Origin of the sequence: Marinobacterium sp. BA1 (assembly GCF_041155135.1) — a bacterium.
Classification (GTDB): Bacteria; Pseudomonadota; Gammaproteobacteria; order Pseudomonadales; family Balneatricaceae; genus Marinobacterium; species Marinobacterium iners.
In genome coordinates this window covers 2,825,441-2,851,907 of sequence record NZ_BAAFHC010000001.1, presented here as the reverse complement: position 1 = coordinate 2,851,907, position 26,467 = coordinate 2,825,441, and the positions used below count along the sequence as shown (strand labels likewise).

Below are 26,467 nucleotides of genomic sequence, written 5' to 3'. Positions count from 1 at the left end.
CGCGCCGTGCATCATGACTGTTTCGGGCAGCTATGCACTGCGTCGGTGCAAGGTTGCTTATCCAGACCCTGTCGGTCTGAGGTCAGACCTAAAAAGACACAGTGGGCCGCCACTGATGTGGCGGTTCAGTCGGTCATTGACCCATTTTCCTCGGCCAGCCGCAGGTATTCCGATAGTCGCCGCGTCGGCTGGAGGTAGCAATCACGCATCACGGGCTGTCCCTGCGGCCCGACGATGGACGCCAGATCGGACAATTTCACCATCCCCAACTCAGGCATACCGATGCCCAGGTCGATCAGGCCGTGGGCGGTGTCGTCATCGGCAGGGTCGAGCGAGGCCAGTAGCCAGGTGGCGTGCGCATCCGGGGTGAATAAGCGTACAACAGGCACCGGGTCGGCCTCCCTATTGTTGGCAAGCAGTTGCGCACGCTTTGCATCAGTAACGAGTGCGCTCATGGCCGCCCACCCACCATAAAGGCACTGAATCGCAGAACCGCATCAGCGTTTGTGTACAAACACACGCAAGCGCACTCCCTCAAATCCACGAAAACATAGAAGCGTGTAAGCGCATTGGCGTCTATCAGCAAAGGCACGAATACGGCTCTCCGGATGGCACATGATCCGCAAAAGCGGATTTCCGTAAAGGCACAAAAACACAGAGCAACACCAAATGAACACTATAGGTTGTAGTCCTATAGGGCGCAATAGGCTCTCATCTTGGTTTTTGAGGGGAAACCATTGGTGGCAGAACAGTACTCATTGGCGAAAGCATTGAAGGCAGTCAGAAAGGCGCGTGGCTTAAGCCAGGAAGCCTTCTCTGACGTGTCCAGCCGTACCTACCTGAGTACCCTGGAGCGCGATCTGAAAAGCCCGACCCTCAGCAAGCTGGCTGAGTTGTGCGAGGTGATGGACATACACCCGCTCACGCTGCTGATGCTGGCCTATGCCGGCGACAGTGAGGCACAGGCCGACCAGCTTTTGGCGCAGGTTCAGAAAGAATTACAAGAAATTATCAAACAACGCGATAGCTGATTGTCGGCAGTGCCTACCCACTCACAATAAAACCAGAGGCCCGCTAAGATTGAATAACATTGTGGCGAAACAAGGAGTAGAGGCGTTGCCAACTGCTGCGAAGCTAATGGCGTTCTACCTAAGTCGTGACCGTGTCCTGGGGCTGCTGAACCCTCAACACCTGCCCGCGCACGTAGTGGCGGCGCTTCAGGGGCACGACGTTCAGATGTCTGCCGCAATCCTTTCGAATGCTGTTGGTTCATACCTGTTGCAAACGATCGCTGCAGGCAGGGTAAAGACACTGCCACAATTGGCCTTCGAAGGCGAACTGAAAGAAGGCACTCCGTTCATCTATAACGGTCATTTCACAGGCAAGGGCTTCGCGGCAACTAACAAGACCCCTGCTTTGAATCTCACAGAAAGGCTCGACGAACCACTTGCCGGCAAGAAGCTCGTCTTCGAGTTTTCCAAGAACGGACTGGTGAATGACACTGCATACACCCGCATGTCTGGCTCGACGCGCTTGTTCGCATTTGGCTACATCACGAGTATCGACGACACCACCATCCGTGCAGTGCCTTACGTTATAGGGGATTTGGTCGCGAGCAGCCATGCGATGACTTCACCTTTCGTGCCGACACTCGAACTGCGCCCGGAAGACATCGAGCAGTTTGCCGGAATGGACGAGACTTGGTTTCCCTCTCAGGCCGAGTTCAAGCGCATGGCCATGGTCTCGGAACAGGCCGTTAAAGAGCTGATCTGTTGCCTATTGGGCGAGTATTCAGTGCCCAGCGATTGGGGTGGAGAGGAAAGCGATGTGTTGTCGGCCAACTTGCTTGTTGCCGGCCACCGTCACACTGGGGCGTTCTTGCTGAAAGGGCCAGCACGGTTTCACCCTATGAAGCCAACCGATCTTGGAAAAAATGGCGACCAACTCTATCGCCTCTTCAACATTCCTGCCCAGATCTACGTCGTGCAGCATTGCCATACCATTGGCGCCGCCGTCCGCAAACAGGCAGAGGCGTTTGCGCTTGCACGCAGTTTTGTCTCCCCCTGCCGGATCGTTTTCATGGATGGCTTCACGACAGCGCGCCTGCTGCGAGCCCATGGCCTTTGGCCGGCGACAGCGCCAATTTCGAGAAGAGGCAAGCCAGCATGACAGTACGGTCACCCCATCGCGACGCCCTGCGAATTCTATTCGTCTTGAGGGCAGGAGGTAATCCCGTCGAACCACCAACGGCTGAGCATGCACTCATCTTCAAAGGCGAAGCACGCCTACAAGCATTCGACTTCTGGATGCGAAATCCAGACTATCTTGCGGCTGAGTTGCTTGATTTGTTCACAGAAACGAAGGACAAGAGTTACTACGAGGCAGCGCAAGCGATCTTGGACGACGAGGAACCAGACCTTCGCCGCGTTCCGATGACCCGGTACTTTTTTGGCGCCTATGAACGCTTGGATGATGCCTTGTCGCTACTGAGGTCCCGCGATCTCGTTCGCATCACTGGTATCAAAGGAGCAAACAACAAGGTCTTGGAGACAGACTTCGTTCTCACTAAGACCGGCTATGAGACATGCTCGACCGCAGTATCGCAAGAACCAATCCTTCAATGGTACGCGGATAGGGCCAAGTTGGTAGCGAAGGTTGCCGGGACCATGGGCGGGACAGCTTTGAAGCAAAAACAGTATCAGCGCGCGAGTTATGCGGAGACCAAGTTGGGAGGGGTCATTCCTGCCATTACCGAAGATGTGCGACTTCGCCTCACGCAGCTGCAATCCGACTAGCGGGGAGGAAAGATGGCGAAACCCAAGGAAGAATGGCTACAAGCGATAGCCACGAGGGCAAAGGTGGAAACTTCCGAGGTTGAAGGAGTCCTTTCCGCCCACCAAATTCAACCATCACCTGTACTCGCCCAGCCTCGCAGGCTTGTTCTGCGAGAGATCGAGTTTTCTGGCGAGAAGGACGGCGTTGCGAACGCCGGCACTTTCGCGTTTTCATGGAAGACCCTTGATCACGGCCTGTGGGCCATGCTCTCTGAGCACAACTTGCGGGGCAAATCAACCATCATCGAGATCGTTCGATGGATGATAAGAGGAAGACCGTCAAGCAACCTGCAAGACGATGTGCGGCGATGGGTTCATGCCGTGCGACTGAGTTTCCTCCTTGACTCAGACGAATACGAGATCGTTGCCAAGACTCAGGGCAAGCCTATCGGCAGCCTGTACCGTATTCGTGCACCCAGCACTGCCGAAGGCGAACCAGAGAGAACCGTTCTTGCCAGCTTCGCCACCGATGGCGAGTTCGAAGCGGTCATGGCGGATTTTTTCATGCACACGTTCGCTATGGATCCAATATCGAGTTGGAGAAAAGGCGGAGAAAACGAGGGGCAGTCGGTAACACATAGTTGGGTAGCCTTCTCAGGAGCAATGTTCATCGGCACCAATTACGAGGTACTTCTTGGTGACATGCCCGTTGCCACTGGCCTCACATCACGACTGATGCAGATGTACCTAGGAGTTCCATGGGTTTCGACACTCGCTACTGCTAAAACCGCGTACCAGGGCGTCGAGCAAGCTGTTCAAGTTTCTACTCGAAAAGCAGAGCAAGCACATGAGGCGACCAAGGAGCGCATTGCAAGTATTAGAGCCCAACTGGCAGAGAAGCGTGCTGAGCTAGCAAAGATCCCAAGCGATGAGGCAGTACGCAACGCCATTGATGCCGATGCAATCGAGCTGGCCGATGTTCGTCGCCAAGAGCGGGGCATTGCCGAACATACGGAACGTGCCGTCACCGCGCTTCGAGAACTAAGCACCGTCTATCAGGAAGATCGGCGGGACCTCCAGACCCACATAGATGCCATGTCTGCGTCGGCAGTGTTTCGTCGCTTGGAGCCGAAGTGCTGCCCTCGCTGCGACCATACGATATCCAAGGCGAAGAAAGAGCTTGAGAGTTCTACTCACTCATGCTCTGTTTGCGGTGAGTCAATCACGAACTCCGAAGACGGTGAGGCAATCAAGGCTGAACTCCAGGAGCGTGTTGCAGCATCCGAGGCTGTAGTAAAACGCGCCTCGGCCAAGAAAGAGGAGGCGGAGAATGAACTGGCAGCCCTTCGCGAAAAGATTGATCTCCTACAAAATCGTCTTGAGTCAGCTTCTAAAGAGCTAGGTTCCGCAGTGCGGCGGCAGGAGGCTGCAACAGCCGTGGCGGTCCTGGAGGGTCGATTGGAGGAAGCCGAAGCCTCGATAAGCCCGGGTGTACAAGCTGATGACCGAAGCGACGAGTTAAAAATTCTGTCTGCTGTCGTGACGGAAACAGAGTCTCGAGTTAAGGCCGTCCGGGATGGATTGCTCGAAGATGTTTCTGAGCGCTTGGTCGAGTACGCCAATGCCTTCGGAATGGAGAACTTGTCAAAAGCATCATTGAAGGGAAACGCGTCGCTCTCGTTGACCAAAGGCGGAGTACCCACAAGCTACGGCAAGGTAACGGAAGGCGAAAAGCTGCGCCTGAAGGTGGCGACCGTTCTTGCGATGATCGAAATTGCCGAAGCACGGGGAATCGGCCGGCACCCAGGATTGCTCATGATTGATTCGCCTGCTGCTCAAGAGGTGTCACCCGTTGACGTGGATCACCTTGTTGCTGGACTTCAGGCAGTTTTCACCAAGTTGCCGAATTTTCAGGTGTTTGTTGCTGGCATCTCATCTAAGGCGATAACCGATCACATACCAAAAGCGCATCGCCGTGAGGTTTCCGGGAACGCCTTCCTATGGTAACTGGCATGCATCCGATCGAAGCAGAGCTCATAGAGATCGTGAAAGACGGGCGAGACTGGCAGTTGGGAGATCTTGGAGGGATAGAGAAACTCGCACCGGCAGCACGATCGCTCGGCACTACACCCATGATGCCCGAGCTGCTTCACCCACTTGTGTTGGGGTGGAGGAATGCTAAGGCGGGTGATCGAGAAGTGCACAAGGGTGTCCTACACGATCTATTGGAGGTCGCGACAACAGACTTCATACTCCTTGAAGCGGTCGACATCCTCGAACATCATCGGCCGCTGCCAGACGACGGAGATGAGTGTTGTTTCATGCTCTTTCTGGCAAAGGCATCAACCGGAGACCATTCGCTATCTGGATTAGCGCGCGGCGCAGCGCTGGAGGGCGCGTTTCGCTGGGCCAGTGACAACAGGCGCTGGCAGCTTCGCTTACTGGACTACTTCCTCGGTCTCGCTCCAAGCGACGATACAGAGTTCCTGCGACGGGCCGCCAAGATTGTCGGCGTCGCTTATTCCCACTGGCGTGACAAGGAACTGGTCGAAGTTCTGCACAAGCTCTCTCAACTCGAAGCGGTCCGACCTGAGGCCACTTTCGAGCTGGGGATGGCGGCTCTTTCTGAAGCCATGGATAGAGCGGATAGCAACGCGGCAGCCACCGCCTTCCGTGAGGCCAGAGACTGGTTTGGTGAGTCCGACGGAGCATCCGAGCGCCGTCCAGAAACTAGCTTGTACATCGATGGGCTTGACCTACTCCTGAGCTTCCACAGTGGTGCCGCAAGCACATCGTTCGGCACCGTGAGCGCTTGCGTTCAGCAGCACGCGTTCGAGCTGCACGCCTGGTCCGGAGGCTCCGGCCCTCCATGGTTGGGGGCAAGACAGACTGAGGCGGTGTGTTGGAGCGCCTTGGCCAGTGCCATTGCAGGACTGGCAGGTTCACTTGACGAGCCGAGTTGGTGGGAGCCGGCAATTGTCATAGAGGAGGGACTCCTGTCTGTGTATAGCGCAGGTCGATCGATCTTGCGTCGAGATCAGCACGGTGGTGTCGAATCGATGGTCAGACCTCGAATACGCGCAAGCGTCGCCACGCAAGCTGGACAGGCGCATCAAGTGCGCATGTGGCTCCAACAAAACACGACCCACGAATGGGCCAAGGAAGCCCAAGATCTGATTGCGCAGGTTGATACTTTCGTTGAACAGTCAGGCAGCCCGAAAAACCCTCCTGAGGCGGCGAGCGAACGGACCTCGCTCGCCGCCATCATCGCAAGATCCAACATCCCAGAAGAAAAGAAGAATATCCTCTCCGGCGTAGTCGAGAACGCTGTGTCATTGCAGCTTGCCAACCTGACAGGCTCCGAAGCCGATGTCATCGAACGCTGCTGTCAGGAGGCACAAGGGCACACCGACTATAGCGCGAATACGAATGGGGCACGTCTCTTCGATACCGTGCTTCTCTGGATGGTCCGTTTTATTTTTAATCGCCTGGAATTGACTAAGGGCGACGATCCAACTGGCGCCTACCTCTTCGAACGCGATGACGGCTCCCTTCCTCACGAGGGCGAACTACAGCAGGACTTTTTTCGCTGGATGGCAACGTATGCCGCAGGGAGCGATCTTGAACCGACAAACATTGCGAGTGGCAGAGCCGACATACGCCTGAAGTCCGGCCCCGAACGTCTCGTTGTCGAGGTGAAGCGCGAGGAAAAAGACTGCTCCTTCGATGCACTCTTCAAATCGTATGCAGCACAAACGACGGACTACCAGAATGTCAGTATTCGCTTGGGTGTGTTGTTGGTGCTCGACCTGGCGACATCCAACCGCGAAGGTGCGCCGCATCTAACAAGCTTGTTTGAGATGCGCCACGTGCGCCGCTGCGACGAATCCCAGTCACGGCTGATTTTGATCGTCAAGGTTCCAGGCCGGCGAAAGAGGCCGAGTGACCTCACAAAGTTTGCCAAGACTAACCGACCTTAAGCGACGTGAATGCAGTGATATGGTAAGGTGACAGCAAGACTGCCTTTCTACCTTCAACGAAGGCGTGGACGGACAAGTACAACACGCAGCCCCCCAGTGCCCGAGAGTTCGACACGACAAGGGGCAGCAAAAAAAGGGGCCGAAGCCCCAGAATCAGATCAGGCCACGTTCGGCAAAGGACGTGGTGTCGCTACTGGCGACAATGACGTGATCCAACGTACGCACGTCCACCAGCGCCAGCGCCTCGGCAAGCCGCTTGGTGATGGCCTCATCCGCGCGACTCGGCTCGGGATTCCCACTGGGATGATTGTGCGAAAAAATTACCGCCGCCGCATTGAGCCGCAACGATTCCTTGACGACCTCGCGCGGATACACCGATGCACCGTCAATGGTGCCCCGGAACATCTCGGCATAGTCAATCAGGCGGTGCTGCGAATCGAGGAACAGCACCGCGAAGACTTCATGCTCGAAGCCAGCTAGCTTGGTGCACAGGAACTCCTTGACGACAGCCGGTGAGGTGAAGGACATGCCCCGCTGGAGTTTCTGGTCGATGACATGGCGTGCCGCATCAAGAATTTGGTCTACGGACGCCGGCAGGTAGCGCCCCTGCGCGTCACGCACCAGCAGAGAGGAATCGAATGAGGAAAAGGACAGTTGAGTCATGATCGTGCTCCGGTTGCTCGGGCGGAATTACCCGGAACCGCCGCCAGCACGGCGCAGCGCAAGCCGTCAGGGGTGACCAACGGCCGCGGGACACAAGCACGCGGAGCACGCGCCGCCCTTGACGGCGAGCACGCCGTGGTACGGTGAAGGAAGCAGCAAGACCGCCCACACCCCGCCCACTGCACCCACTCGCTCTTGGCAAGCGGAGCGCGCAGGCCCAACGGCCGAAGACACTCAGGGATCAAAGCTGGATGGCCGTGACTCAGTATGAGGCGCGGGGCGCAGCCCGCGAGTCCGACGGCGGAACGCCGGGGTGCAAGGGTTAGATTGGGTGACCTTGTACTGTTGTTCTGTATGCCACACGCGCATAAAACCAACCACTATAGAGCACCGGTCGATATCCAACTCGTCGAGCAACCAGGATTGGCGTCGCCGAACAACTCATGAAGGATTTTCTATGAGCAGCACTCACACCTTCAGTCGGACGGTGGAGTGATTTTGTCTAAGATCCGAAACGACGGCGATCAATCTATTGACCGGCTCGGCTAATCGCTTTGGCAATACACGGTGCTCGGAAAAGGTTTTTTCATCGGCAATCCAGCGCTTCGCAATCCACACATCGTCCTCAGGGTGATTGTTGTCCACGCCGTTGCAATACTTGTAGCCAACCAGCGCATCGGTGTGCGACAGAAGAATACGTGCCATGGTCATGTGGAAACGGTGCGCTTGAAGATCGGTCGGCCCCTTTGGGCGAGGAAGGGTCAGACGAAGACATTTCTGATCATTGAATTCTTGCCAATCGGGCCCAACAACTTGCCCGGCACGCTCCAGCATCTTGCGAGCCTGGTCGTTCTTGCCGTTGACTAATGCTACAGCAACCATTCCCTTTGGATACTCCAGTTTGTCGGCCAACAGATTCATCCAGCGCACCAGCTTGTTTAGCGTTTCATCATCGGCAAATACCAGAAACTGATGGCGTTGCTCGTTATCAAGAAACGCCGGCAATTGAGCATAGAGGGGATACAACAAGTCATGGAGATAGATGTAGGTCTGCCGACGCCCTTGTTCATGGCTACGCGTGGTTGCTGTCAACACACGTTGCGCCCATTCTGGCGTCAGTTCGGTCAGTGTCATTTCGGTGATATCGATGGAGATGAGTGGGAACCCGAGCGACTTTCCGATCAGCGCTTTGCGTCCGTCGAAAGCGTGGCCGAGTTCGATTTCAACCCCGCCAAGTACCATCGGCTCAGCCTGGACTGGCGGGCCGAGCACGGCCACATCGAGCCTAAACTGACTGCCAAACGGTGTTTCAAGGGAGTGCTCAATTGCCACTTGATCGGCACCAAGCAACAGATTGCCCTGTAACGGATAATCGGATGCATCTTCATCTTTGAATACCCAAGGCATGGCAAGCCCGGCATTTAGACGGTTGGAGAGTTCTTCTGCAACTAACTCTTTCGCCCGGCGGTGTTCGGGGCTCTCCTGCACAGCGCGCCACCGGCTGGCTTCTTCATCGTCGAAGTGCGCTTTAGGCTTAAAGACGTGCTGGGCAGGCAGTACTCTAAAATGGGATCGCCGGCGCAGTTTTCCATTGTTGAAGGAGGGACTGACCCAGGTGACCATCTGTCGCGATCCGTCAGCGGAAACCAAAGGCCACAGCTTTCGCGCATGCTCCCGACTGCGGACGTCTCGCGCAGCGATAGAGGCCTTGAAGATCCCTTTCCGGGAGAAAACAACAATCGCCTCGTCCATGGTTCCCCCTTACATCGAAACAGCAAACCTGGAGACGCCATCCAGCTTTCGGTGAATCAATGATGCCAGCGTTAGGATGTCCAGGGCGTCTTGTTCAGACATCGGCCACTGCGTTTTGGCGGCATGGGCAAGTGGGTTGCGTACCGCCCCAAACAGACCGATCAATAGGTTTACAAAGCCCTTTTGTTCGCTCTTTTCAGACTCAGTACTCAATGTTCGCAAGACAAGAACGGGCTGCTGCCCCCCAAATGCTTTATTGACCAGGTCAGCCCCATCTCCACCGAGACCTGAAAGCTGACGAATCCGCTCGGCGACACCCTTAGTCGCCTCAAAGACCGCGTGAAAATAGTTCTCTTCCATGAGTTCCGCGCGGCAGTAATTCAGAACCTCTGCATGCACCGCACGACTCTCCAACGCAGCTCTGAGACGGCCCGCACGAGCACGGGCCTCGTCCAGCGTATTGGCCTTGTCAGCATGAGCGACTTTGCCATCGTTACGCACGTAGAACCCCGAAAAGGCCAGGACTACATTGAGTTCATCGCGGCGCCATGCAAATGCTCCAGAATTGCTGGCATAATTCACTGGATTCATCGCGCGGTTAATAAACATGATGAGATGGTTGCCGACTTGGTGCTGATTCTGTGCTTCAGCCAGTGCATTGAACAGCCGTTTCCATTTGGTCATATCTGGCGAGGGATCGGCTACCTGAATCTCTTGAAGTAATCGGCCAATTTGTGTGCCGGTCAAGCCCTGTGCGGTGTCAGCAAGAACACGGCAGGCCGCTTCCAAGTGCTGGGAACTGAATGGGGCAATGCGTGAAGCCATTCTCTGTTTCTCCGCCGGACTTGCTCTATCAAATAATGGCCTGCAGGCCCTTGTCGGCGATAACGTTAAGCAGTTTGAGCGCCGGGCCAGCGGGACGGGTTTCTCCCTGTTCCCACTTGCGTACCGTCGAAGCGCTGGTATGCAGGTGGTGGGCGAATACGGGTTGGCTGAAGTGCAATGCTTCACGCAAACGTTTAATATCGTCGGCACTGAATTCGCGCACTGGCGGCGGGCAAATCGCGTCGAATTGGCGCATGGTTACTTTGTTGATTGCGCCAGCGTCGTGCAATGCAGCCAAGTCACCGAGCAAAGATTCAATGATTTTGCTTGTCACAACATACCTCCAGTAGAACACCTGCCTGTAATGCCTTCACTAACGCCGTACCCGATAGTTCCAGAAATACCTTGCCAGCATATTGCAGTGCTTTTTTCTCGTCCCGCGTGATGTTGGCCTTGTCACTCTTCGGGAACCTATGCAGGAATATATAGCGGTGGCCAACACAGGCCGATAACAAGGTGCGGTAGCCACCGCTCTTACCTGAACCAGGCCGGGCGACCCGCTTCTTGTAAAGATGGCCGCCCAAGTCTGCATCAATCAGTCCGCTTTCCATTTCCTTGACAGCCTTGCACAGGGCCGCATCGGACAATTTCTCGCTCGCCTGCCACCGCGCAAAGTCCTTTCTCTTAAAAACCGTCATAGACTACCACTCCAAAAATATACCCGTAACGGGCATGATTGTCCAGATTCTAGGAGACTTGGCCGGTTCATACGGACGCTCTCTTGTCACGCTGCGCCCCGGTGATGGTCTTGCGCCGGTTCGCCACCAGTTCAGCCGCCTCACGCACCGGATCATCCTCGGTGTGGATGTAGCGCATGAACATGGTGACCGTCTTATGCGCGGTCAGCACCATGCCGACCTTGACCGGAATACCCGAGTTGGCAATGTCGGTGGCTGAGCGGTGGCGGATGCCGTGGGTGCCAACATGCGGTACACCAGCCGCTTTGAGCGTCCGCGTCCAGCCACCGTAATATTCCCCATAGGTCAGGTGAGTAAGAGGGTTGCGTGGCGGCGGCAGCACATAACGCATTCCGGGCTGTCGAGGGGCCGTGGAAAGCAGCCGATAGGCTTCCTCACTCATGGGCTTGGACATCCCACCGGTCTTGCTGTCAGGCCAGACCACCCGGCGGTTTTCCAGATCAATCCATTCCCATTCGAGCAGGACGATTTCAGAGCGGCGGGCAGCGAACTCGAATTGCAGACGGATCGCCAACGGGATGACATAAGGTACCAAGCCCTCGGCCTCGATTTGGTCAAGATGCTTGAACAACTTGGCCATTTCTTCATCGGTAATGAGGCGGGTCGTCTTGCCACCGGTATACAGCGGAACGTGCCGGCATGGGTTCGAGCCATCCGGGCGATAGCCCCAAATTTCAGCCAGGTTGAACATCTTACGCAGGACAGACAGGGCTTTGTTCGCCTCACCTGGCTTGTAGTCCAGCTTCTTCATCATCACCGCTACGTCAGATCGTTTCACATCCTGGACTTTCATTCGCCCCAGGATTGGGATGATGTTGCGGTCGATATTGCCCTGGTAGCCTTTCTGGGTGCTGGGTTTGTTACGATGCCTGGAATAGTCCTCCATGAACTTTGCACACAGCTCCTTGACCGTCGGTGCGTTGCGCGCCTCAGCCTTTGCGGCTCCCGGATCGCCGCCCCGGCGAACCTCAGCTAACCAACTCTGCGCCAACGAGCGGGCCTGATCGACCGTCAGTTCTCCGTACAGGCCCAGTGCCGGCTTGCGCCGCTCACCAGCATTTGTCCGGTACTGGAGCATGAAGACCTTGCGTCCGGCAGGCGTGATCTTGCACAGGAAGCCGGGGACGAGAGTGTCACGCAACTCAACGGGCTGCGCCTGGGGTTTTGCCGCATCGATTGCGGACTTGGTGAGTTTGATCTTAGCCATAGCTGACTCCTTGGAAAGACCCGTTTCCAGGAGCCTGTTAGGAGCCAAGCGGAAGGAAGCCGGGTCAAGTTTCGGAAAGCACCGGCATATGATGAATTCACCTAAGTTATTGATAAACTTGCTGTAGCGAGCCTAGGCGTAGTCCAGCAAAGTACGGTGCTGGAGTCATGGTGAAATAAAAAAAGCCGCCTCATGGGCGGCAAGAGCAGTACCTTGTTGGGACAGGGCAATCCACTTTATGTGTCGTCGTGGCAGGCATATCAGGTTGCATGCCTCTGCGGCGACCAGCCAGCCACAGTCTCCCGTCAGAGGCGGTGTGGCTGGCTGCAAACGGTTACTTCATTGTCGGCATTGAGAACTCGGCGCCGGCACGGATGCCGGTGGGCCAGCGGCGGGTGACGGTCTTCATGCGGGTGAAGAAACGTACACCGTCGGAGCCGTGCATGTTCAGCGGGCCGAATACGGAACGTTTCCAGCCACCGAAGCAGTGGAAGGCCATCGGCACCGGAATCGGCACATTGATGCCGACCATGCCGACCTTGACGTTCTCCTCGAACTGGCGGGCGGTGTCGCCGTCGCGGGTGAACAGGGCCGTACCGTTGCCGTATTCGTGATTGTTGATCAGCTGCAGGGCTTCATCGAAACTGTTGACGCGCACGACCACCAGCACCGGGCCGAAGATCTCTTCCTGGTAAATGCGCATCTCGGTGGTGACGTTGTCGAACAGGGTTGGGCCGACAAAGAAGCCGTTCTCGTGGCCGTTTACTGTGAAGTTGCGACCGTCGGCAACCAGGGTGGCGCCTTCCTCTACGCCGCTATCGATGTAGGCCAGGATTTTCTGCTGATGTTCGCGGCTGACCACCGGGCCCATGTGCGGCTCCTGCTCCTGACCCAGTCCGGGACCGACACGCATCTGGCCAATCTCGGTTTTCATCATCTCGACCAGGTTATCGGCTACTTCGTTACCGACACAGACCGCCACAGAGATCGCCATGCAGCGTTCACCGGCGGAGCCGTAGGCGGCACCCATCAGTGAGTTGACTACCTGTTCGGGATCGGCGTCCGGCATGACCACCATGTGGTTCTTGGCGCCGCCCAGTGCCTGACAGCGCTTGCCGTGGGCCGATGCGGTGGCATAGATATATTCGGCGATGGGAGTGGAGCCGACGAAACTGACCGCCTGCACGCGCTCATCGGTGAGCAGCACGTCGACTGCTTCCTTGTCGCCGTTGACCAGGTTGAAGACGCCCGCCGGCAGGCCGGCTTCGGCCAGCAGTTCGGCGATGAACAGGGTGGCGCTCGGGTCTTTCTCGGACGGCTTCATGACGAAAGTGTTGCCGCAGGCGATTGATACCGGAAACATCCACATGGGCACCATGGCCGGGAAGTTGAACGGCGATATGCCGGCGCAGACGCCCAGCGGCTGCATCAGCGAGTCGGAGTCGATGTCACGCCCTACGTTGAGCGAGTGCTCACCCTTCTGCAGGTGGGGAATGCCACAGGCGAATTCGACCACTTCCATGCCGCGGGTGATTTCGCCCTGGGCGTCGGAGAACACTTTGCCGTGTTCCAGGGTGATCAGCTCGGCCAGCCTGTCCCGGTTTTCGTCCAGCAGCTGCTTGAACTTGAACATGACGCGGGCACGGACCACAGATGGGGTCTTGGACCACGCGGGAAACGCTGCCTCGGCGGCAGCAATCGCGCTGCGCGTCTCGTCGGCGGTGGACAGGGTGACGGTGCCGCTCTGTTCGCCGGTGGCCGGGTTGTAGACCGGGGCGGTACGGCTGGACTCGCTCGGGGTGCGGGTGTTGTTGATAAAGTTAGTCACGTTGGTCATCTGAGTATATTCCTGAGTCTTGTTATAAAAATTATTGTTACTGCTGATTCCAGACAGCGGCATAGAGGTCGATCAATTCATCCACGCTGGGCACGCGAGGGTTGTTGCCGGGAGAGCCTGACGCCAGTGCCTGCTCGGCCATGGTGGTGCGCAGTTCGAAGTAGCGCGTTTCATCGATGCCATAGGCGGCGGGGCTAGGCACTTCCAGCTCCTCGTTGAGGGTGCGCAGTTCGGCGATCAGTTTGGCGTTGGCGGTGTCGGTATCGTCACTCTGCAGGGCGGCACCGATGGCGCGGGCACAGTCGGCGTAGCGTTCCGGCGCGCTGTCCAGCGAGAAAGCAGTGACGGTTGGCAGCAGCATGGCGTTGGACAGACCGTGAGGCACATGGAAGAAGGCGCCTATAGGTCGGCTCATGCCGTGTACCAGCGCCACTGAAGCGGCCGAGAAGGCAATGCCGGCCAGGGTTGAACCGAGCATCATCGCCTCGCGTGCTTCCCGGTTATCCGGTTGGTGATAGGCAGTACGCAGGTTCGGGCCGAGCAGCTTCATCGCCGCCAGTGCCTGGCTGTCGCTGTACGGGTTGGCCTTGGCGCTGACATAGGCTTCGATGGCGTGGGTCAGGGCATCGATGCCGGTGTCAGCGGTGACGCGAGCCGGTACCGACAGGGTCAGTTCATAGTCGATCAGCGCGGCAGCCGGCATGAAGCCGAGACCAACGCAGAGCATCTTCTCGTCCTTGTCGGCATCGGTAATGATGGTGAAACGGGTCGCTTCGGAACCGGTGCCGGCGGTGGTCGGGATGGCGATGATCGGCAGGCCCTGCTCGCTGACATCGCGCGGGAACTTGTAGTCGCGCATCTGGCCGCCGAACTTGCCCAGGATCGAGATCGCCTTGGCAGAATCGATCGGGCTGCCGCCACCGAGGGCGATGATCGCGTCGTAATTGCCCGCTTTGACTTTATCCACACCGGCCAGAATCGAGGCTTCAGTGGGTTCGGGCAGGGTGTCGGCAAAAAGGTCGCTGGCAACGCCGGCTTCGCTCAATGCTGCCTGCAGGTTATCCACATAACCCAGCTTGACCATCATCGGATCGGAAATGATCAGTGGGTTGCTGCAGCCCAAAGCCGCCAGTACTTCAGGAGCCTTGCGACTGGCGCCGGCACCTACTTCCATCAGGCGGGGCAGAATGATTCGGTTGCTCATTGTTATTCTCCGAAAGGGTCAGTTTGAATAGGCCATGGAAGGCAGCCAGGTCACGATCTGCTGCCAGTAGAAAACGATCGACAGTCCTACCAATTGCAGTGCGATAAAGGGTAGTACGCCACGGTAGATGGTGCCGACGGTGATCCCCTCGGGGGCCACGCCTTTCATGTAAAACAGGGCGAAACCCACCGGCGGGGTCAGGAACGACGTCTGCAGGCAGACAGCGAACAGGATGGTGAACCAGACCAGATCGAAACCGAGGCCGGACACCACCGGGGCCACCAGCGGCAGGATGATCAGGGTCAGCTCGATCCAGTCGAGGAAGAAGCCGAGTACGAAGGTCACCAGCAGAATGCAGATCACGATGCCGGTGGGGCTGAACGGCAGACCGGTCAGCGCCGATTCGATCAGCTCGTCACCACCCAGGCCGCGAAGTACCAGCGAGAATGCCGTCGCACCGAGCAATAGAGCGAAGATGAACGCTGTGGTCTTGGTGGTCTCGCGGCAGACTTCATAGAGCACCTGCAGGTTGACGCGCTTCTTGATTACTGCCAGCAGAGTTGCACCGGCGGCACCGACGCCGGACGCTTCGGTGGGGGTGGCGATACCGGCGAAGATGGAACCCAGTACCGCCAGGATCAGGCCGGCAGCAGGCAACACGGTGACAAACACCTTTGCAACCAGGAGCGGCGTCACCGGCTCTGCGTCGTCCGGGGCTGGCGCGGCCTGGGGACGCAGAAGTCCCACGGCAAAAATGTAACCGATATAGAGCGCAGCCAGCAGCAGACCCGGAAAGAGTGCGCCGAGGAAAAGGTCGCCCACCGGCACGCCCAGCCGGTCGCCCATCATCACCAGCATGATACTGGGCGGAATCAGGATGCCCAGGGTACCGGTGGAACAGACTGTGCCGCAGGCCAATTCGTGGCTGTAGCCCTGGCGCATCATCATCGGGATGCCAAGCAGCGCCAGCAACACCACGGACGCACCGATAATGCCGGTGGAGGCCGCCAATAACAGCCCGACGAAGGTGACGGTGATCGCCAGCCCGCCGCGAACGCGACCGAACAGGCGCACCAGATTGGTCATCAGGTCTTCGGCGATACCGGAGCGGTCCAGCATCAGGCCCATGAAGACAAACATCGGCAGGGCAACCAGCACCCAGTTGGTCATTACGTTCCAGATGCGGGGGACGGTGATTGAAACGTATTCCCAGTCGATGCCGATCCAGGCGTCCCACATCTGGTCGGCCATCATGGAGATAGCGGCAAAGATCAGTGCCACGCCGCCCAGTACCCAGGCAACCGGAAAACCGGTGAACAGCAGCACAATAAAGCTGGCGAACATGGTGATGGCGAGAATTTCATTAATTTCCACGGGCTTTCTCCTCGCTGATTCGTATTGTCCGGGGGAAACCGAACAGTAGCGCGCAGACACGGCTCAGGCGTGACAGCATGGCAAGCAGCAGCAGCGCAAAGCCGAGCACCAGTACCGCCTTGATCGCCCAGCGGTAGGGCAGCCCGCCCGGTGCCATGGAAATTTCGCTCATCTCGAAGGAGTACTGCACAAAGGGGATGGCGTACCAGAGTACGACCAGGGCAAAGGGCAGCAACAGGAACAGGATGCCGAGCAGCTCTATAACGGCCTGGGTTTTCAGACCAAGGCGTTCATGCAACAGGTCCACCCTGACGTGGTCATCGAGCACATAGCAGAAGGAGAGGCCGACCAGCCAGCCGATGGAGTAAAGGTGCCACTGCAGTTCCTCCAGCTCGATATGGCCCTCACCGAAGGCGTAGCGCAGCACCACGTTGATCATGATGACCAACATAAGCAGTGGCCAGCTCCAGTGAGCGATGGCTGAGATTGTGCCTATAACCGCGTCGAAGCTGCGTGACAGACGTGTATGGGGCAGCTCGGTGTGATGGACCAGCTGTTCCATGTCGAAGTTGTCAGGGCTTGGTGCCTCGTCGGCGTAGACCGGGGCAGGTGTTGTCAGTTGATTCATGTCTGGACTCCGGTGATACCTGAACAGTAGGAAGGGACGGGCGGCTCCCGCCCCTTCGCTGGCAATTCAGCAGCGCCTTACAGCGATCCCAGCTCTTTCCACTGGTCGTATCCCTGACGGAAGTCCTGAATCGAGGTATACACCTCCTTGAACATCGGGTCGGTACTCGAAGTTTCCTGCATCACTTCGTTGGTGGCGTTTTCCAGTGCCTCCATCAGTGCAGGGCTCAAGCGGTGCGGTGTTACACCCTTGGCGCCGAAGCCTGCCAGTTTTTCGCCCTGCAGAGATTCGCTGTAGGCCAGGCCGCGGAAAGTGGCGGCGGTACAGGCGGTCTCGATCAGGGTCTGGTTCTGTTTGCTCAGGCCGTTCCAGACATCGGTGTTGACCACCAGATGGGACGCGGTAAACGGCTGGTGCCAGCCCGGGAAGTAGTTGTGTTTGGCGACCTTGTCAAAACCGAGCATCTCGTCGATCGCCGGCGTGGCGAATTCGGTGGCGTCGATGGCACCTTTTTCCAATGCCGGGAAAATTTCACCGCCAGGGATGACCGTGACCGAGGCGCCCAGTTTCTGCAGTACCTTGCCGCCGATACCTGCAAAACGGATCTTCAGGCCCTGGAGGTCTTCTGGCGTATTGATCTCCTTGCGAAACCAGCCAGCTGTTTCAGCACCGGTGATGGAGCAGAGGATCGGATGGATGTTATGCGGGGCGTAAAGCTTTTCGGCCAGCTGATGACCACCGCCTTCGTACCACCAGGCGCTGTAGCCCATAGGATCCATGCCGAAAGGCACGGCGGCAAACAGAGCGGCGGCTGGCATCTTGCCCTGATCGTAGGCTAGCCAGGCGAAACCGGCGGGAATCTGTTTGTTCTTGACCGCTTCGGTGATTTGAAAGGACGGCACGATTTTGCCCGGCTCGTATACCTTGATCTGGGCTTCTCCGCCACTGGCTTCCTTCAGGGACTCCTCGACCAAGCGAATGGGGTTGCCTAAACCCGGCCAGTTAGTATTGAACACCGCCTGAACTTTCCAGCGCACCTGGTCGTCGGCGGCCTGAATGGCGGTACTGAAACTGGACGCCAGCACGGCGCCGGTTAGCAGGGCGAGTGAGTGTTTGGTCAGGGAGCGTGTGAACGGTTTCATATCAGTTCCTTTTTGTTATTTTGAGACTATAAGTCTCGTTATTTATGATATTGCCTTGATGTTATGTCAATTAAAATGAGATTTAAAGTCTCAAAATAATACTAAAGTATTGTGGTTGGGTGGTTTTGGCTGGCAAGCAACCGGAATCGGTATTGACCATGCTGTTGGTCGGAAAGGGCTGTATAATCAACTCATCGACATTCACCGGTCCGCTTGTTTGGGCCGATTCAGCGTCAGCGAGGTAGAGGTGTATGAGCAAAGAGACCAATCAGCAGTGGGGCGGCCGCTTCAGTGAGCCAACCGATGCATTCGTCGCCCGTTTCACCGCTTCGGTTGATTTCGACAAGCGTCTTTATCGGCACGATATCCAGGGCTCAGTGGCGCACGCACGTATGCTGGCGAAGGTGGGGGTGCTGACCGAGGAAGAGCGCGACGCAATCATCCGTGGCCTGGGCGAGATCCGGGTCGAGATTGAGCGTGGCGAGTTCGAGTGGTCGGTGGAGCTGGAAGATGTTCACATGAACATCGAGGCTGCACTGACGAAGAAGATCGGCATCACCGGCAAGAAACTGCATACCGGTCGTTCGCGCAATGACCAGGTCGCCACTGACATCCGTCTCTACATGCGCGACGAGATCGACCTGATTCTGGCCGAGGTCAGCCGCCTGCAGCAAGGACTGCTGGATCTGGCCGAGCAGGAAGCCGATACCATCATGCCCGGCTTCACGCACCTTCAAACCGCCCAGCCGGTTACCTTCGGCCATCATCTGCTGGCCTGGTTCGAGATGCTGAGCCGTGACTATGAGCGCTTTGCCGACTGCCGCAAGCGCGTCAACATCATGCCGCTGGGGGCCGCGGCTCTGGCCGGTACAACTTATCCGATTGACCGACACTACACCGCCGAACTGCTGCAGTTTGATGCTCCGGCGGGCAATTCCCTGGATGCAGTGTCCGATCGTGATTTCGGCATCGAGTTCTGCGCTGCTGCCAGCCTGCTGCTGATGCACATGACCCGGATGTCGGAGGAATTGGTACTCTGGACATCGGCCCAGTTCAACTTTATCAACCTGCCTGACCGTTTCTGCACCGGCTCTTCCATCATGCCGCAGAAAAAGAATCCGGACGTGCCTGAGCTGGTACGAGGCAAGAGCGGCCGCGTTTACGGCCACCTGATCTCACTGCTGACGCTGATGAAGTCCCAGCCGCTGGCGTACAACAAGGACAATCAGGAAGACAAGGAGCCGCTGTTTGACGCTGTGGACACGGTGAAGGGCTGCCTGCGTGCCTTTGGTGACATGGTGCCGGCTATCGAGTCGCGCAAGGATCAGATGCGTGAAGCGGCGCGCCGTGGTTTCTCCACCGCTACCGATCTGGCCGACTATCTGGTTCGCAAGGGCGTGGCCTTCCGTGATGCCCACGAAATTGTCGGGCTGTCCGTCGCCTACGGCATCAAGACCGGCAAGGACCTGTCCGACATGACACTGGAAGAACTACAGCAGTTCTCCGATGTGATCGCCGATGATGTGTTTGCAGTGCTGACGCTGGAAGGATCGGTGGCGGCGCGTAACCACATTGGTGGCACGGCACCGGATCAGGTGCGGGCAGCGGTGATTCGCGGTCGTGACCTGTTGGCGGCGCGTGCCGACTGAAAATGACGCGGTGGTCGAAGAGCCGCCAGTTTGGTGGCTCCAGTCTTGGTTTTGCTGTCAGCGCAGGGTGATGTCCACCATCAGATCACCGGCGATCGCTTCCAGTGCCTGCTGCAGATCATCCGGATCCAGGTCTGCCGGGGCCAACAGTTCTGCCTCGGCCTTGAACAGCTCTTCCGCCGACATTGAGCCAGAGGTCAGCTCGGTGCTCAATCGTTCTACATTGATGTGTCGTGCGGCCAGTGCCTGTGAAATCTCGCGCACAATACCCGGTTTGTCATGCCCCACCAGCTCCAGTGTCATCGGCTGCATCTCGGCTACGGGTGGGGCGTCTTCGCTGCGCTCCGCCGTGACTCTGAGTCCCTGTGTTTGCAGCGCTTCCAGTGCGCTGATCAGTGCCTCGGCCTGTTCGTTGGGCACTTGAGTGATCAGAATGCCGGCGAACTTGCCACCCAGGCGTGACATGCCCGACTCCAGCCAGTTACCCTGATGCTCGGCAATGGTGCGGGACAGCAGTCCGACCAGCCCCGGCTTATCCGGTCCGATGACCGTAAGAACCAATGATGTCAGCATTATATGCAGCCTTTGTTGGTAATGGTTGAGCAACCTGTGTTGCCGTCTCTTGTAGGGGAATGTATATCAGATGCAGCCGATAATCATCGCCCTCTGGCCTGTTTTTGCGCTCCTGCTGCTCGGCTTTCTGGCTCGTCGCAGTGGATTTCCAGGTGAAGGTTTCTGGCAGCCGGCAGAAAAGGCGACCTATTATGTGCTGTTTCCGGCTTTGCTGGTGGAGCGTCTGGCCAATGCCCAGCTGGCAGGTGACGATTCTATTCGGCTGGCGGCACTGGTTGTGGTTGTGTTGGTTATGGCCGCTCTGTTCTGTTGTGCCTGCAAACCGCTGTTGCGTCTGACGGTACCTGCCTTCACCTCTTTTTTTCAGGGCAGTGTACGCTTCAATACCTATGTTGCGCTTGCTGTCACTGCGGCGCTGCACGGGTCAGAGGGCATCGTGCTGGCGGCGGTGATAACGGCCGTGATGATTCCGCTGCTGAACCTGTTCAGCGTCCTGGCTTTTGCACTGACTTCCGAGCAGGCGTTTTCGCCGCGTCAACTGCTGATGACACTGGCTCGAAATCCGTTGATTCTGGCTTGTCTGCTGGGTATTGCGTTGAGCCTTTCGGGCGCTGCTTTGCCTTTGGGTGTAACTTCGGTGCTGGAGCTGTTGGGGCGTATGGCGTTGCCAATGGGGCTGCTGGCGGTGGGAGCCGGATTGGACTTGCGGGCCTTGCGTGGCGGCGGCAGGGCACTGGTCGCGGCCAGTCTGATCAAGCTTCTGTTTTTGCCGCTGCTGGCGTTTGCGCTGGCCGGGTTGTGGCAGCTGGACCTGCTGACAACCAGTGTAGTAGTGATATTTGCGGCCGTACCGACGGCCACTTCGGCCTATATTCTGGCCCGGCAGATGGGCGGTGATGCCGAGTTGATGGCGGGCATCATTACGGCACAGACGATGATTTCAATGCTGACGCTGCCCGTAGTTTTGATTCTTCTTTAAAAGTGTCGCCAAAAAAATACCTTATTTCATACATTTTTCGGCACGTTTGGCGACATATCCCTGAAGATATAAAAAATAGAGGTTAAAATCCGGAAAAGTGCCGCCAAAGGGGTTGAAAAAAAAGCTGCGTGTGAAAGACTAGCGTTTGTCACATGATTATGCTGACACTTAAAGCATAACTTTAACTGCAACCATCGGATAACTGCTGACGATCATGAATAAAAGCCCGGATCTGGTATTGGTACTCGTGATTGTGTTCATAGTAGGTGCCGTAATGACTGGCATCTCACAGAGCGATCTCCAACTGGCCGCCATGGTGCAGCAGGTTTTCAACAGTTGATGGCGTAAACCCGCGAGTCTGTCGCGATCGCGTCCAGCGGAACGTCCCACCTTTCTATCGGTAGCTGATTTACTCGTTGCAACTCGTGTGCAAGTCCCACCAGTTTTGGTCCGCGCATGCCATTGCCTTTCAGGCGGAAGGCAAACGTCCGGTCATAATAGCCTCCTCCCATGCCCATGCGGCCACCATCGGCTGAAAACGCCACCAGCGGCAGCAGTACCAGATCCAGTGCTACAGCAGGGCGAACAGGCTTGCCCTGAAGTACAGGCTCCAGAATACGGTAGCGATTGAGCTGCATCCGGGTCGTTGTGGCGTAGGGGGTAAACCAGAGTCGGTTGTGCCGGATCGGGTGCAGTACCGGTAGATAGAGCGTTTTGCCAAGCGTGCGGCAAAGGGTTATCAGTGGTCGGGTATCGATTTCGCCATCGTTGGGCAGATAGATTGCCACATGGCGAGCCTTGGCAAACCAGAGTTGTCGGGCGAGGTTTCGAGCAAGGCAGCGACCGGCTGTGCGCTGTTGCTGGGGGGTAAGTGCCCGTCTTCGGGCCCGCATTTCGCGGCGGAGTGTTTTGCGATCCTGCATGATGTAAAAGGCTTCCCGGAGTGCCGGTGTCGGTCGTGGCCCTGAACCCTAAGGTTCAGAGTGGAAGCGCTTACTGATATATCAGGCTTTCCGTCAAGCGGACATGCTCACAATATCAGTTGAGCGCTGCCGGGGTATTGCTTATCGGCTCGAGGGACTTGACCGACTGTCGAACACTCCAGGAACCTGATTTCATTATACGCGTGCTTGTCTGAATGTCAGCTCTTGTAATTCTTTCTGCTTCTGCTAAGGATGCTTAAAATTATGAAAATAAAGTGTTTTCAGGATGATGAAGAGTTTTCATTCGCTTTGGAGGTGTTGTTGCGTGCCAGGCTCTGGTCAATTTTCTGCCCCAATCGGCGCAGGTTGACCTCTACTGTCTGACGCTGTTCCTCTCGGCTTTTGATCAGCTCGTGCGACATATTCAATGCGGCCATAACAGCGATCCGCTCAAGGCCGATGATTTTGCCTGAGTGACGTATATCGAGCATTTTCTGGTTCAGGTAGTCGGCAGAGGCCAGTAACTCCGCTTCGGCTCCGTCCGGGCAGCTGATGGTATATTCCTTGTCGAGCAACTTGACGGTGACAGTGCGTGCGTCTGCGCTCATGAGTTCTGCTCCAGTGCCTTGAGTCGCTGTATCATGCCTTCAACCTTGCTGCGGGTCTGGTCATTCAGCTGGATCAATTGAGCACGTTCTTCGCGCAGACGGGTGTCCTGTTCGCGCAGCGTGCTGTTTTCAAGCTCAAGCTGTTCTACCCGCGCAAGAAGCAGGTCAATCTTGTGTTCCAGTGCGTTGAAATAATGTTCGGTCATGCCAGGCCCCATGCAGTATGCGCTGACTATAAACAGCCGTTGCGACAGGGTCAATCTGACACGCATGGCCCTGTATAGGGCTAAATGCTAGCATAGAGATCAATGCAGTGCCGGCCCTCTCCGGATACCCTCTGTAAAAACATGACCCGAACCGGATAGATCAATATGACAGATGAACAGGCCCCCGTAATCGAGCTGCCGGATTTTGACACTTTGGCTGACCTGCTGGTGGAAGAGGGATTGCTGACCCTTTCCCCCGCTGAGCTGCACGGACTGCTGTGCGGCCAGGTAGCGGCCGGTGCCCGGTTTGATCCGGTCACCCTGTTTGCCCGTATCGGCGAGCTGCTGGATCTGGAGCCGTTCAGCCGAGAGCTGACGCGTACTGGCATCATGCAGCTGTATCTGGCCACGCTGCAGCAGCTGCAGGCCCCGGACTTCAGCTTTGAACTGGTCCTGCCGGATGATGACCAGCCACTGGCGGGGCGTGCAGATGCGTTGGGTTTGTGGTGCAGCGGTTTTCTCAGCGGTTTCGGCCTGCAGGAACGCAAGGGTAGCCAGGGGTTGTCGATCGAAGGCCAGGAAACCCTGCGAGACCTGGCTCAGATCGTTCAGATCACAACGGCTGCCGATGCCGAAGCGGAAGAAGACGAAAATGACCTGATGGAAGTGCAGGAATACGTACGCATGGCGGCATTACTGGTGTTCAGTGAATGCAATGAGCCGGATGGGCAGCCGAGCGATGCTGCAGCCGAAACAGCGCCTGTTCTGCACTGACCGGAGGAAAGCCAGCATGAAAATTGCTCAATCTGAATTTGCCCGTCGCCGCCAAAGATTGCTGGAAAAATTGCCAGCCGGCAGTGTGGCGCTGGTCTGTGCAGCCCATCTGAAAACGCGCAACCGCGATGCCGAGTACAGTTTTCGCCAGGACAGCGATTTTTATTACCTGACCGGTTTTAATGAGCCGGACGCCTTGTTGCTCCTGATTCCCGGTCGAGCCGAGGGTGAGTTTGTACTTTTCTGTCCGCCGCGCGACCCGCAGATGGAGATCTGGACCGGCTACCGCGCCGGCCCCGAGGGCTGTGTACGTGATTTTGGCGCGGACCAGGCGTTCTCGCTGACAGAGCTTGAGCAGACAATGCCGAGCCTGTTGGATGGTGCCAGCCGGCTCTACTATGCACTGGGCAGCGATGAAGCCCTGGATGGTCGGGTACGCGGCTGGCTCAACGAGATTCGCGGCCGAGCCCGTCAGGGTGCGCAGGCGCCGGAAGAGCTGGTGCTGTTGGATAATTTGCTGCATGAGCTGCGTCTGTTCAAGTCTGAAGCCGAGCAGGAGGTGATGCGTCGTGCCGCCGAAATCTCGGCTGAAGCGCATTGCCGCGCCATGCGCGCAGCAAACCCCGGGATGCATGAGTACCAGCTGGAGGCCGAGATTACCGGCTACTGCATGCAGCAGGGCGCCCGCTTTCAAGCCTACTCACCGATTGTGGGCGCCGGCGCCAACGCCTGCATTCTGCACTACATCGAAAACAGCGCTCCGATGCAGGATGGTGATCTGGTGCTGATCGATGCCGGTTGTGAGCTGGACAACTATGCCAGCGATATTACCCGTACCTTTCCGGTCAATGGCCGCTTCAGTGACGAACAAAAGGCGCTGTATCAGCTGGTACTGGATACCCAGGAAGCCTGCATCGCGGCGATGAAGCCTGGTGTCCCCTGGAACAAGATTCACGATCTGTCGGTTGAGTGTCTGACCGATGGGCTGATTAAGCTGGGTCTGCTTGTGGGCGAGCGTGATGCGTTGATTGAGGAAGGTGCCTATCGTCGTTTCTACATGCATCGCATCGGTCACTGGCTGGGGATGGATGTGCATGATGTGGGCCAGTACAAATTGAAGAGCGAGTGGCGACCGCTTGAGCCGGGTATGGTGATGACCGTGGAGCCGGGGCTGTATATCGCACCGGATGATGACAGTGTTGAGCCTCGCTGGCGCGGCATCGGTATCCGTATAGAAGATGATGTGCTGGTCACGCCTGCGGGCTGCGAGGTGCTCACTTCGGCCGTACCCAAAACCGTTGCCGCCATCGAAGAGCTGATGGCTCGCCGCTGACTCAGTGAGGAACGCGCATGCAGCAGTATGATCTGGTCATAATTGGTGGCGGCATGGTCGGGGCGAGTCTGGCCTGCGCCCTGCTGCCGACGGCAAAAGCGCTCAATTTGCGGATGGCACTGGTCGAAGCCCAGCCTTTGCCGGGTGCGGATGAGCCGATTTTCACCCCCAGTTACGACAATCGCTCAACGGCGCTGGCTCAGGGTGTGCGCACCCTGTATGAGCGTATGGGGCTTTGGCAGGCGCTGCAGGCTCATCTGACGCCGATCAATACCATACACGTGTCCGAGCGCGGGCGTTTCGGCACCACCCGGCTACAGGCCGAGGATGAGGCCGTCCCGGCGCTGGGCTATGTGGTGGAAAACCATTGGCTGGGTCAGGTGTTGAATAGCCAGCTACAGTGCAATGTCGGTCCGTGGCTGACTCTGATGGCGCCGGTCGAGGTGACTGCGCTGGAGCAGCGTGCCGGCGGCAACAGGCTGCAGCTGCAGGTCAACGGCGAGCAGCAGAGACTGCAGGCTGACCTGGTGGTCATGGCTGACGGTGGTCGCTCGTCCCTGCGCGAACAGCTGGGAATTGGCTACAGCGTACAGTCCTATGATCAGCATGCACTGGTTGCCAATGTGTCACTGGATCGGCCGCACCGCAACATAGCCTATGAGCGCTTCACTCAGGATGGCCCGCTGGCGCTGCTGCCCGGCGAATCGATCAACGGCCACAACCGTTGCGGTCTGGTCTGGACTCTGGGTGATGACGAGCTGGACAGGGTTCTGGCGCTGGATGACGCGGCGTTTCTGGCGCGCCTGCAGGAGCGCTTCGGTTACCGTGCCGGCCGTTTTACCGCGGTGGGTGAGCGCTATCATTACCCGCTGAAGCTGTCGCTGGCAGAAGAGCAGGTGCGTGCCGGGCTGGTGGTGCTGGGTAACGCCGCGCACGCCCTGCATCCGATCGCCGGACAGGGCTACAATCTTGCCCTGCGCGGCGCCGTTGCGCTGGCAGACTTGATCATCGCGCGCAAGCGTGCCGACCTTGCGCTGGGTGACCTGACTGCGCTGCAGGAGTTTGTTGAGCAGCGGCGTCAGGATCAGTTTCGTACCATTCAGTTCAGTGATCGAACCATGAAACTGTTTACCAGCCACAATCCACTGCTGCGGGCCCTGCGTGGCAGCGGGCTGCAGCTGCTTGAAAGTTGTCCTCCTGCCAAAACCCTGTTTGCCCGTGCCGCCATGGGGCTTGACCAGCCCGCCGCACGGCTTCGCTGACCCTCTTTCCTGTCGG

At 57.4% G+C, this 26,467-nt stretch carries 27 protein-coding genes and 1 other RNA gene; 11 read left to right on the top strand and 17 right to left on the bottom strand.

What is annotated here, in order from left to right; translation table 11 throughout:
- Positions 1-125 precede the first annotated feature (125 nt).
- On the bottom strand, positions 126-455 hold the full coding sequence (locus tag ACAM29_RS13880) for a DUF2958 domain-containing protein (RefSeq protein WP_369624470.1): 330 nt from the start codon (positions 453-455) through the stop codon (positions 126-128).
- Positions 456-740: 285 nt separating this feature from the next.
- Between ACAM29_RS13880 and ACAM29_RS13875 the strand changes: the two genes are divergently transcribed.
- The 5 genes from ACAM29_RS13875 (at position 741) to ACAM29_RS13855 (ending at position 6,754) form a co-directional block, all read left to right on the top strand.
- Positions 741-1,031, top strand: a complete 291-nt coding sequence (locus ACAM29_RS13875) for a helix-turn-helix domain-containing protein (protein WP_369624469.1) — start codon at positions 741-743, stop codon at positions 1,029-1,031.
- A gap of 61 nt (positions 1,032-1,092) precedes the next feature.
- Positions 1,093-2,169 (top strand): hypothetical protein, encoded by a 1,077-nt coding sequence (locus ACAM29_RS13870; RefSeq protein ID WP_369624468.1) that lies wholly within the window; start codon positions 1,093-1,095, stop codon positions 2,167-2,169.
- Entirely contained in the window at positions 2,166-2,795 is a 630-nt protein-coding gene (locus ACAM29_RS13865) for a hypothetical protein (RefSeq protein ID WP_369624467.1), read from the top strand. Before ACAM29_RS13870 ends, ACAM29_RS13865 begins: the two co-directional genes overlap by 4 nt.
- A 12-nt stretch (positions 2,796-2,807) precedes the next feature.
- The gene (locus ACAM29_RS13860) at positions 2,808-4,781 is read left to right on the top strand and encodes a hypothetical protein (RefSeq protein WP_369624466.1); all 1,974 of its coding nucleotides are present in this window, start codon (positions 2,808-2,810) and stop codon (positions 4,779-4,781) included.
- A gap of 5 nt (positions 4,782-4,786) precedes the next feature.
- Positions 4,787-6,754: a hypothetical protein gene (locus ACAM29_RS13855; RefSeq protein WP_369624465.1), complete on the top strand. Its 1,968-nt coding sequence runs from the start codon at positions 4,787-4,789 to the stop codon at positions 6,752-6,754.
- 153 nt (positions 6,755-6,907) lie between these two features.
- Here ACAM29_RS13855 and radC read toward each other — a convergent pair whose 3' ends face one another.
- From radC to ACAM29_RS13800, 11 genes are all read right to left on the bottom strand, one after another.
- The gene (radC, locus tag ACAM29_RS13850; RefSeq protein ID WP_369624464.1) at positions 6,908-7,417 is read right to left on the bottom strand and encodes a DNA repair protein RadC; all 510 of its coding nucleotides are present in this window, start codon (positions 7,415-7,417) and stop codon (positions 6,908-6,910) included.
- A gap of 468 nt (positions 7,418-7,885) precedes the next feature.
- Positions 7,886-9,169, bottom strand: coding sequence for a hypothetical protein (locus ACAM29_RS13845; protein ID WP_369624463.1), 1,284 nt, complete (start codon positions 9,167-9,169; stop codon positions 7,886-7,888).
- A 9-nt stretch (positions 9,170-9,178) separates the two neighbouring features.
- Positions 9,179-9,994: a TIGR02391 family protein gene (locus tag ACAM29_RS13840; protein WP_369624462.1), complete on the bottom strand. Its 816-nt coding sequence runs from the start codon at positions 9,992-9,994 to the stop codon at positions 9,179-9,181.
- A 28-nt stretch (positions 9,995-10,022) separates the two neighbouring features.
- Positions 10,023-10,328 (bottom strand): helix-turn-helix domain-containing protein, encoded by a 306-nt coding sequence (locus ACAM29_RS13835; RefSeq protein WP_369624461.1) that lies wholly within the window; start codon positions 10,326-10,328, stop codon positions 10,023-10,025.
- Positions 10,309-10,692, bottom strand: a complete 384-nt coding sequence (locus tag ACAM29_RS13830) for a type II toxin-antitoxin system RelE/ParE family toxin (protein ID WP_369624460.1) — start codon at positions 10,690-10,692, stop codon at positions 10,309-10,311. The genes ACAM29_RS13835 and ACAM29_RS13830 overlap by 20 nt, the downstream gene beginning before the upstream one ends.
- Before the next feature lie 67 nt (positions 10,693-10,759).
- Entirely contained in the window at positions 10,760-11,959 is a 1,200-nt protein-coding gene (locus ACAM29_RS13825) for a tyrosine-type recombinase/integrase (RefSeq protein WP_369624459.1), read from the bottom strand.
- A gap of 334 nt (positions 11,960-12,293) precedes the next feature.
- On the bottom strand, positions 12,294-13,796 hold the full coding sequence (locus tag ACAM29_RS13820; RefSeq protein WP_369624458.1) for a CoA-acylating methylmalonate-semialdehyde dehydrogenase: 1,503 nt from the start codon (positions 13,794-13,796) through the stop codon (positions 12,294-12,296).
- A 37-nt stretch (positions 13,797-13,833) separates the two neighbouring features.
- A complete protein-coding gene (locus ACAM29_RS13815; RefSeq protein ID WP_369624457.1) occupies positions 13,834-15,000 on the bottom strand; it encodes an iron-containing alcohol dehydrogenase in 1,167 nt (388 codons plus the stop codon).
- 18 nt (positions 15,001-15,018) lie between these two features.
- A complete protein-coding gene (locus ACAM29_RS13810; RefSeq protein ID WP_354409533.1) occupies positions 15,019-16,374 on the bottom strand; it encodes a TRAP transporter large permease subunit in 1,356 nt (451 codons plus the stop codon).
- Complete coding sequence (locus ACAM29_RS13805; RefSeq protein WP_369624456.1) at positions 16,364-17,002, bottom strand: TRAP transporter small permease subunit; 639 nt, start codon at positions 17,000-17,002, stop codon at positions 16,364-16,366. Before ACAM29_RS13805 ends, ACAM29_RS13810 begins: the two co-directional genes overlap by 11 nt.
- Before the next feature lie 77 nt (positions 17,003-17,079).
- Positions 17,080-18,144 (bottom strand): TRAP transporter substrate-binding protein, encoded by a 1,065-nt coding sequence (locus ACAM29_RS13800; RefSeq protein ID WP_091826328.1) that lies wholly within the window; start codon positions 18,142-18,144, stop codon positions 17,080-17,082.
- A 251-nt stretch (positions 18,145-18,395) separates the two neighbouring features.
- Between ACAM29_RS13800 and argH the strand changes: the two genes are divergently transcribed.
- Entirely contained in the window at positions 18,396-19,793 is a 1,398-nt protein-coding gene (gene argH / locus ACAM29_RS13795; protein ID WP_354409540.1) for an argininosuccinate lyase, read from the top strand.
- A gap of 57 nt (positions 19,794-19,850) precedes the next feature.
- Here the strand turns inward: argH and ACAM29_RS13790 are convergent, their stop codons facing one another.
- A complete protein-coding gene (locus ACAM29_RS13790; RefSeq protein WP_091826331.1) occupies positions 19,851-20,366 on the bottom strand; it encodes a glycine cleavage system protein R in 516 nt (171 codons plus the stop codon).
- 70 nt (positions 20,367-20,436) lie between these two features.
- Here ACAM29_RS13790 and ACAM29_RS13785 point away from each other — a divergent pair, with 70 nt between their 5' ends.
- Both ACAM29_RS13785 and ACAM29_RS13780 read left to right on the top strand, forming a co-directional pair.
- A complete protein-coding gene (locus tag ACAM29_RS13785; RefSeq protein WP_091826333.1) occupies positions 20,437-21,345 on the top strand; it encodes an AEC family transporter in 909 nt (302 codons plus the stop codon).
- Positions 21,346-21,559: 214 nt separating this feature from the next.
- Positions 21,560-21,685, top strand: a complete 126-nt coding sequence (locus tag ACAM29_RS13780) for a hypothetical protein (protein WP_302847885.1) — start codon at positions 21,560-21,562, stop codon at positions 21,683-21,685.
- Here ACAM29_RS13780 and ACAM29_RS13775 read toward each other — a convergent pair.
- The 4 genes from ACAM29_RS13775 to ACAM29_RS13760 all read right to left on the bottom strand — a co-directional run bounded on the left by ACAM29_RS13775 (position 21,675) and on the right by ACAM29_RS13760 (position 23,082).
- Complete coding sequence (locus ACAM29_RS13775) at positions 21,675-22,268, bottom strand: 5-formyltetrahydrofolate cyclo-ligase (protein WP_091826335.1); 594 nt, start codon at positions 22,266-22,268, stop codon at positions 21,675-21,677. The genes ACAM29_RS13780 and ACAM29_RS13775 overlap by 11 nt on opposite strands.
- Positions 22,269-22,276: 8 nt before the next feature.
- Positions 22,277-22,456, bottom strand: a non-coding RNA gene (gene ssrS, locus ACAM29_RS13770) — 6S RNA.
- A 93-nt stretch (positions 22,457-22,549) separates the two neighbouring features.
- The gene (locus ACAM29_RS13765) at positions 22,550-22,876 is read right to left on the bottom strand and encodes a cell division protein ZapA (RefSeq protein WP_369624455.1); all 327 of its coding nucleotides are present in this window, start codon (positions 22,874-22,876) and stop codon (positions 22,550-22,552) included.
- Complete coding sequence (locus ACAM29_RS13760; protein WP_091826339.1) at positions 22,873-23,082, bottom strand: TIGR02449 family protein; 210 nt, start codon at positions 23,080-23,082, stop codon at positions 22,873-22,875. Before ACAM29_RS13760 ends, ACAM29_RS13765 begins: the two co-directional genes overlap by 4 nt.
- 165 nt (positions 23,083-23,247) lie before the next feature.
- Between ACAM29_RS13760 and ACAM29_RS13755 the strand changes: the two genes are divergently transcribed.
- Genes ACAM29_RS13755 through ubiH form a run of 3 tightly spaced genes read left to right on the top strand, consistent with a single transcriptional unit; the run spans position 23,248 to position 26,451 of the window.
- Entirely contained in the window at positions 23,248-23,856 is a 609-nt protein-coding gene (locus ACAM29_RS13755; RefSeq protein WP_091826341.1) for a UPF0149 family protein, read from the top strand.
- A gap of 16 nt (positions 23,857-23,872) precedes the next feature.
- Complete coding sequence (gene pepP, locus ACAM29_RS13750) at positions 23,873-25,189, top strand: Xaa-Pro aminopeptidase (RefSeq protein ID WP_369624454.1); 1,317 nt, start codon at positions 23,873-23,875, stop codon at positions 25,187-25,189.
- Between the two features lie 17 nt (positions 25,190-25,206).
- Positions 25,207-26,451 (top strand): 2-octaprenyl-6-methoxyphenyl hydroxylase, encoded by a 1,245-nt coding sequence (gene ubiH / locus ACAM29_RS13745; RefSeq protein WP_369624453.1) that lies wholly within the window; start codon positions 25,207-25,209, stop codon positions 26,449-26,451.
- The last annotated feature ends 16 nt before the right edge of the window (positions 26,452-26,467 follow it).

Bases quoted from the DNA above. Each gene is read 5' to 3' on its own strand.
- ACAM29_RS13785 (WP_091826333.1), top strand. From the start codon at position 20,437: ATGCAGCCGATAATCATCGCCCTCTGGCCTGTTTTTGCGCTCCTGCTG.
- pepP (WP_369624454.1), top strand. From the start codon at position 23,873: ATGAAAATTGCTCAATCTGAATTTGCCCGTCGCCGCCAAAGATTGCTG.
- ACAM29_RS13830 (WP_369624460.1), bottom strand. From the start codon at position 10,692: ATGACGGTTTTTAAGAGAAAGGACTTTGCGCGGTGGCAGGCGAGCGAG.
- argH (WP_354409540.1), top strand. From the start codon at position 18,396: ATGAGCAAAGAGACCAATCAGCAGTGGGGCGGCCGCTTCAGTGAGCCA.
- ACAM29_RS13800 (WP_091826328.1), bottom strand. From the start codon at position 18,144: ATGAAACCGTTCACACGCTCCCTGACCAAACACTCACTCGCCCTGCTA.
- ACAM29_RS13865 (WP_369624467.1), top strand. From the start codon at position 2,166: ATGACAGTACGGTCACCCCATCGCGACGCCCTGCGAATTCTATTCGTC.
- ACAM29_RS13845 (WP_369624463.1), bottom strand. From the start codon at position 9,169: ATGGACGAGGCGATTGTTGTTTTCTCCCGGAAAGGGATCTTCAAGGCC.
- ACAM29_RS13820 (WP_369624458.1), bottom strand. From the start codon at position 13,796: ATGACCAACGTGACTAACTTTATCAACAACACCCGCACCCCGAGCGAG.
- ACAM29_RS13880 (WP_369624470.1), bottom strand. From the start codon at position 455: ATGAGCGCACTCGTTACTGATGCAAAGCGTGCGCAACTGCTTGCCAAC.
- ACAM29_RS13860 (WP_369624466.1), top strand. From the start codon at position 2,808: ATGGCGAAACCCAAGGAAGAATGGCTACAAGCGATAGCCACGAGGGCA.
- ACAM29_RS13840 (WP_369624462.1), bottom strand. From the start codon at position 9,994: ATGGCTTCACGCATTGCCCCATTCAGTTCCCAGCACTTGGAAGCGGCC.
- ACAM29_RS13855 (WP_369624465.1), top strand. From the start codon at position 4,787: ATGCATCCGATCGAAGCAGAGCTCATAGAGATCGTGAAAGACGGGCGA.
- radC (WP_369624464.1), bottom strand. From the start codon at position 7,417: ATGACTCAACTGTCCTTTTCCTCATTCGATTCCTCTCTGCTGGTGCGT.
- ACAM29_RS13760 (WP_091826339.1), bottom strand. From the start codon at position 23,082: ATGACCGAACATTATTTCAACGCACTGGAACACAAGATTGACCTGCTT.
- ACAM29_RS13805 (WP_369624456.1), bottom strand. From the start codon at position 17,002: ATGAATCAACTGACAACACCTGCCCCGGTCTACGCCGACGAGGCACCA.
- ubiH (WP_369624453.1), top strand. From the start codon at position 25,207: ATGCAGCAGTATGATCTGGTCATAATTGGTGGCGGCATGGTCGGGGCG.
- ACAM29_RS13790 (WP_091826331.1), bottom strand. From the start codon at position 20,366: ATGCTGACATCATTGGTTCTTACGGTCATCGGACCGGATAAGCCGGGG.
- ACAM29_RS13755 (WP_091826341.1), top strand. From the start codon at position 23,248: ATGACAGATGAACAGGCCCCCGTAATCGAGCTGCCGGATTTTGACACT.
- ACAM29_RS13815 (WP_369624457.1), bottom strand. From the start codon at position 15,000: ATGAGCAACCGAATCATTCTGCCCCGCCTGATGGAAGTAGGTGCCGGC.
- ACAM29_RS13775 (WP_091826335.1), bottom strand. From the start codon at position 22,268: ATGCAGGATCGCAAAACACTCCGCCGCGAAATGCGGGCCCGAAGACGG.
- ACAM29_RS13765 (WP_369624455.1), bottom strand. From the start codon at position 22,876: ATGAGCGCAGACGCACGCACTGTCACCGTCAAGTTGCTCGACAAGGAA.
- ACAM29_RS13780 (WP_302847885.1), top strand. From the start codon at position 21,560: ATGAATAAAAGCCCGGATCTGGTATTGGTACTCGTGATTGTGTTCATA.
- ACAM29_RS13825 (WP_369624459.1), bottom strand. From the start codon at position 11,959: ATGGCTAAGATCAAACTCACCAAGTCCGCAATCGATGCGGCAAAACCC.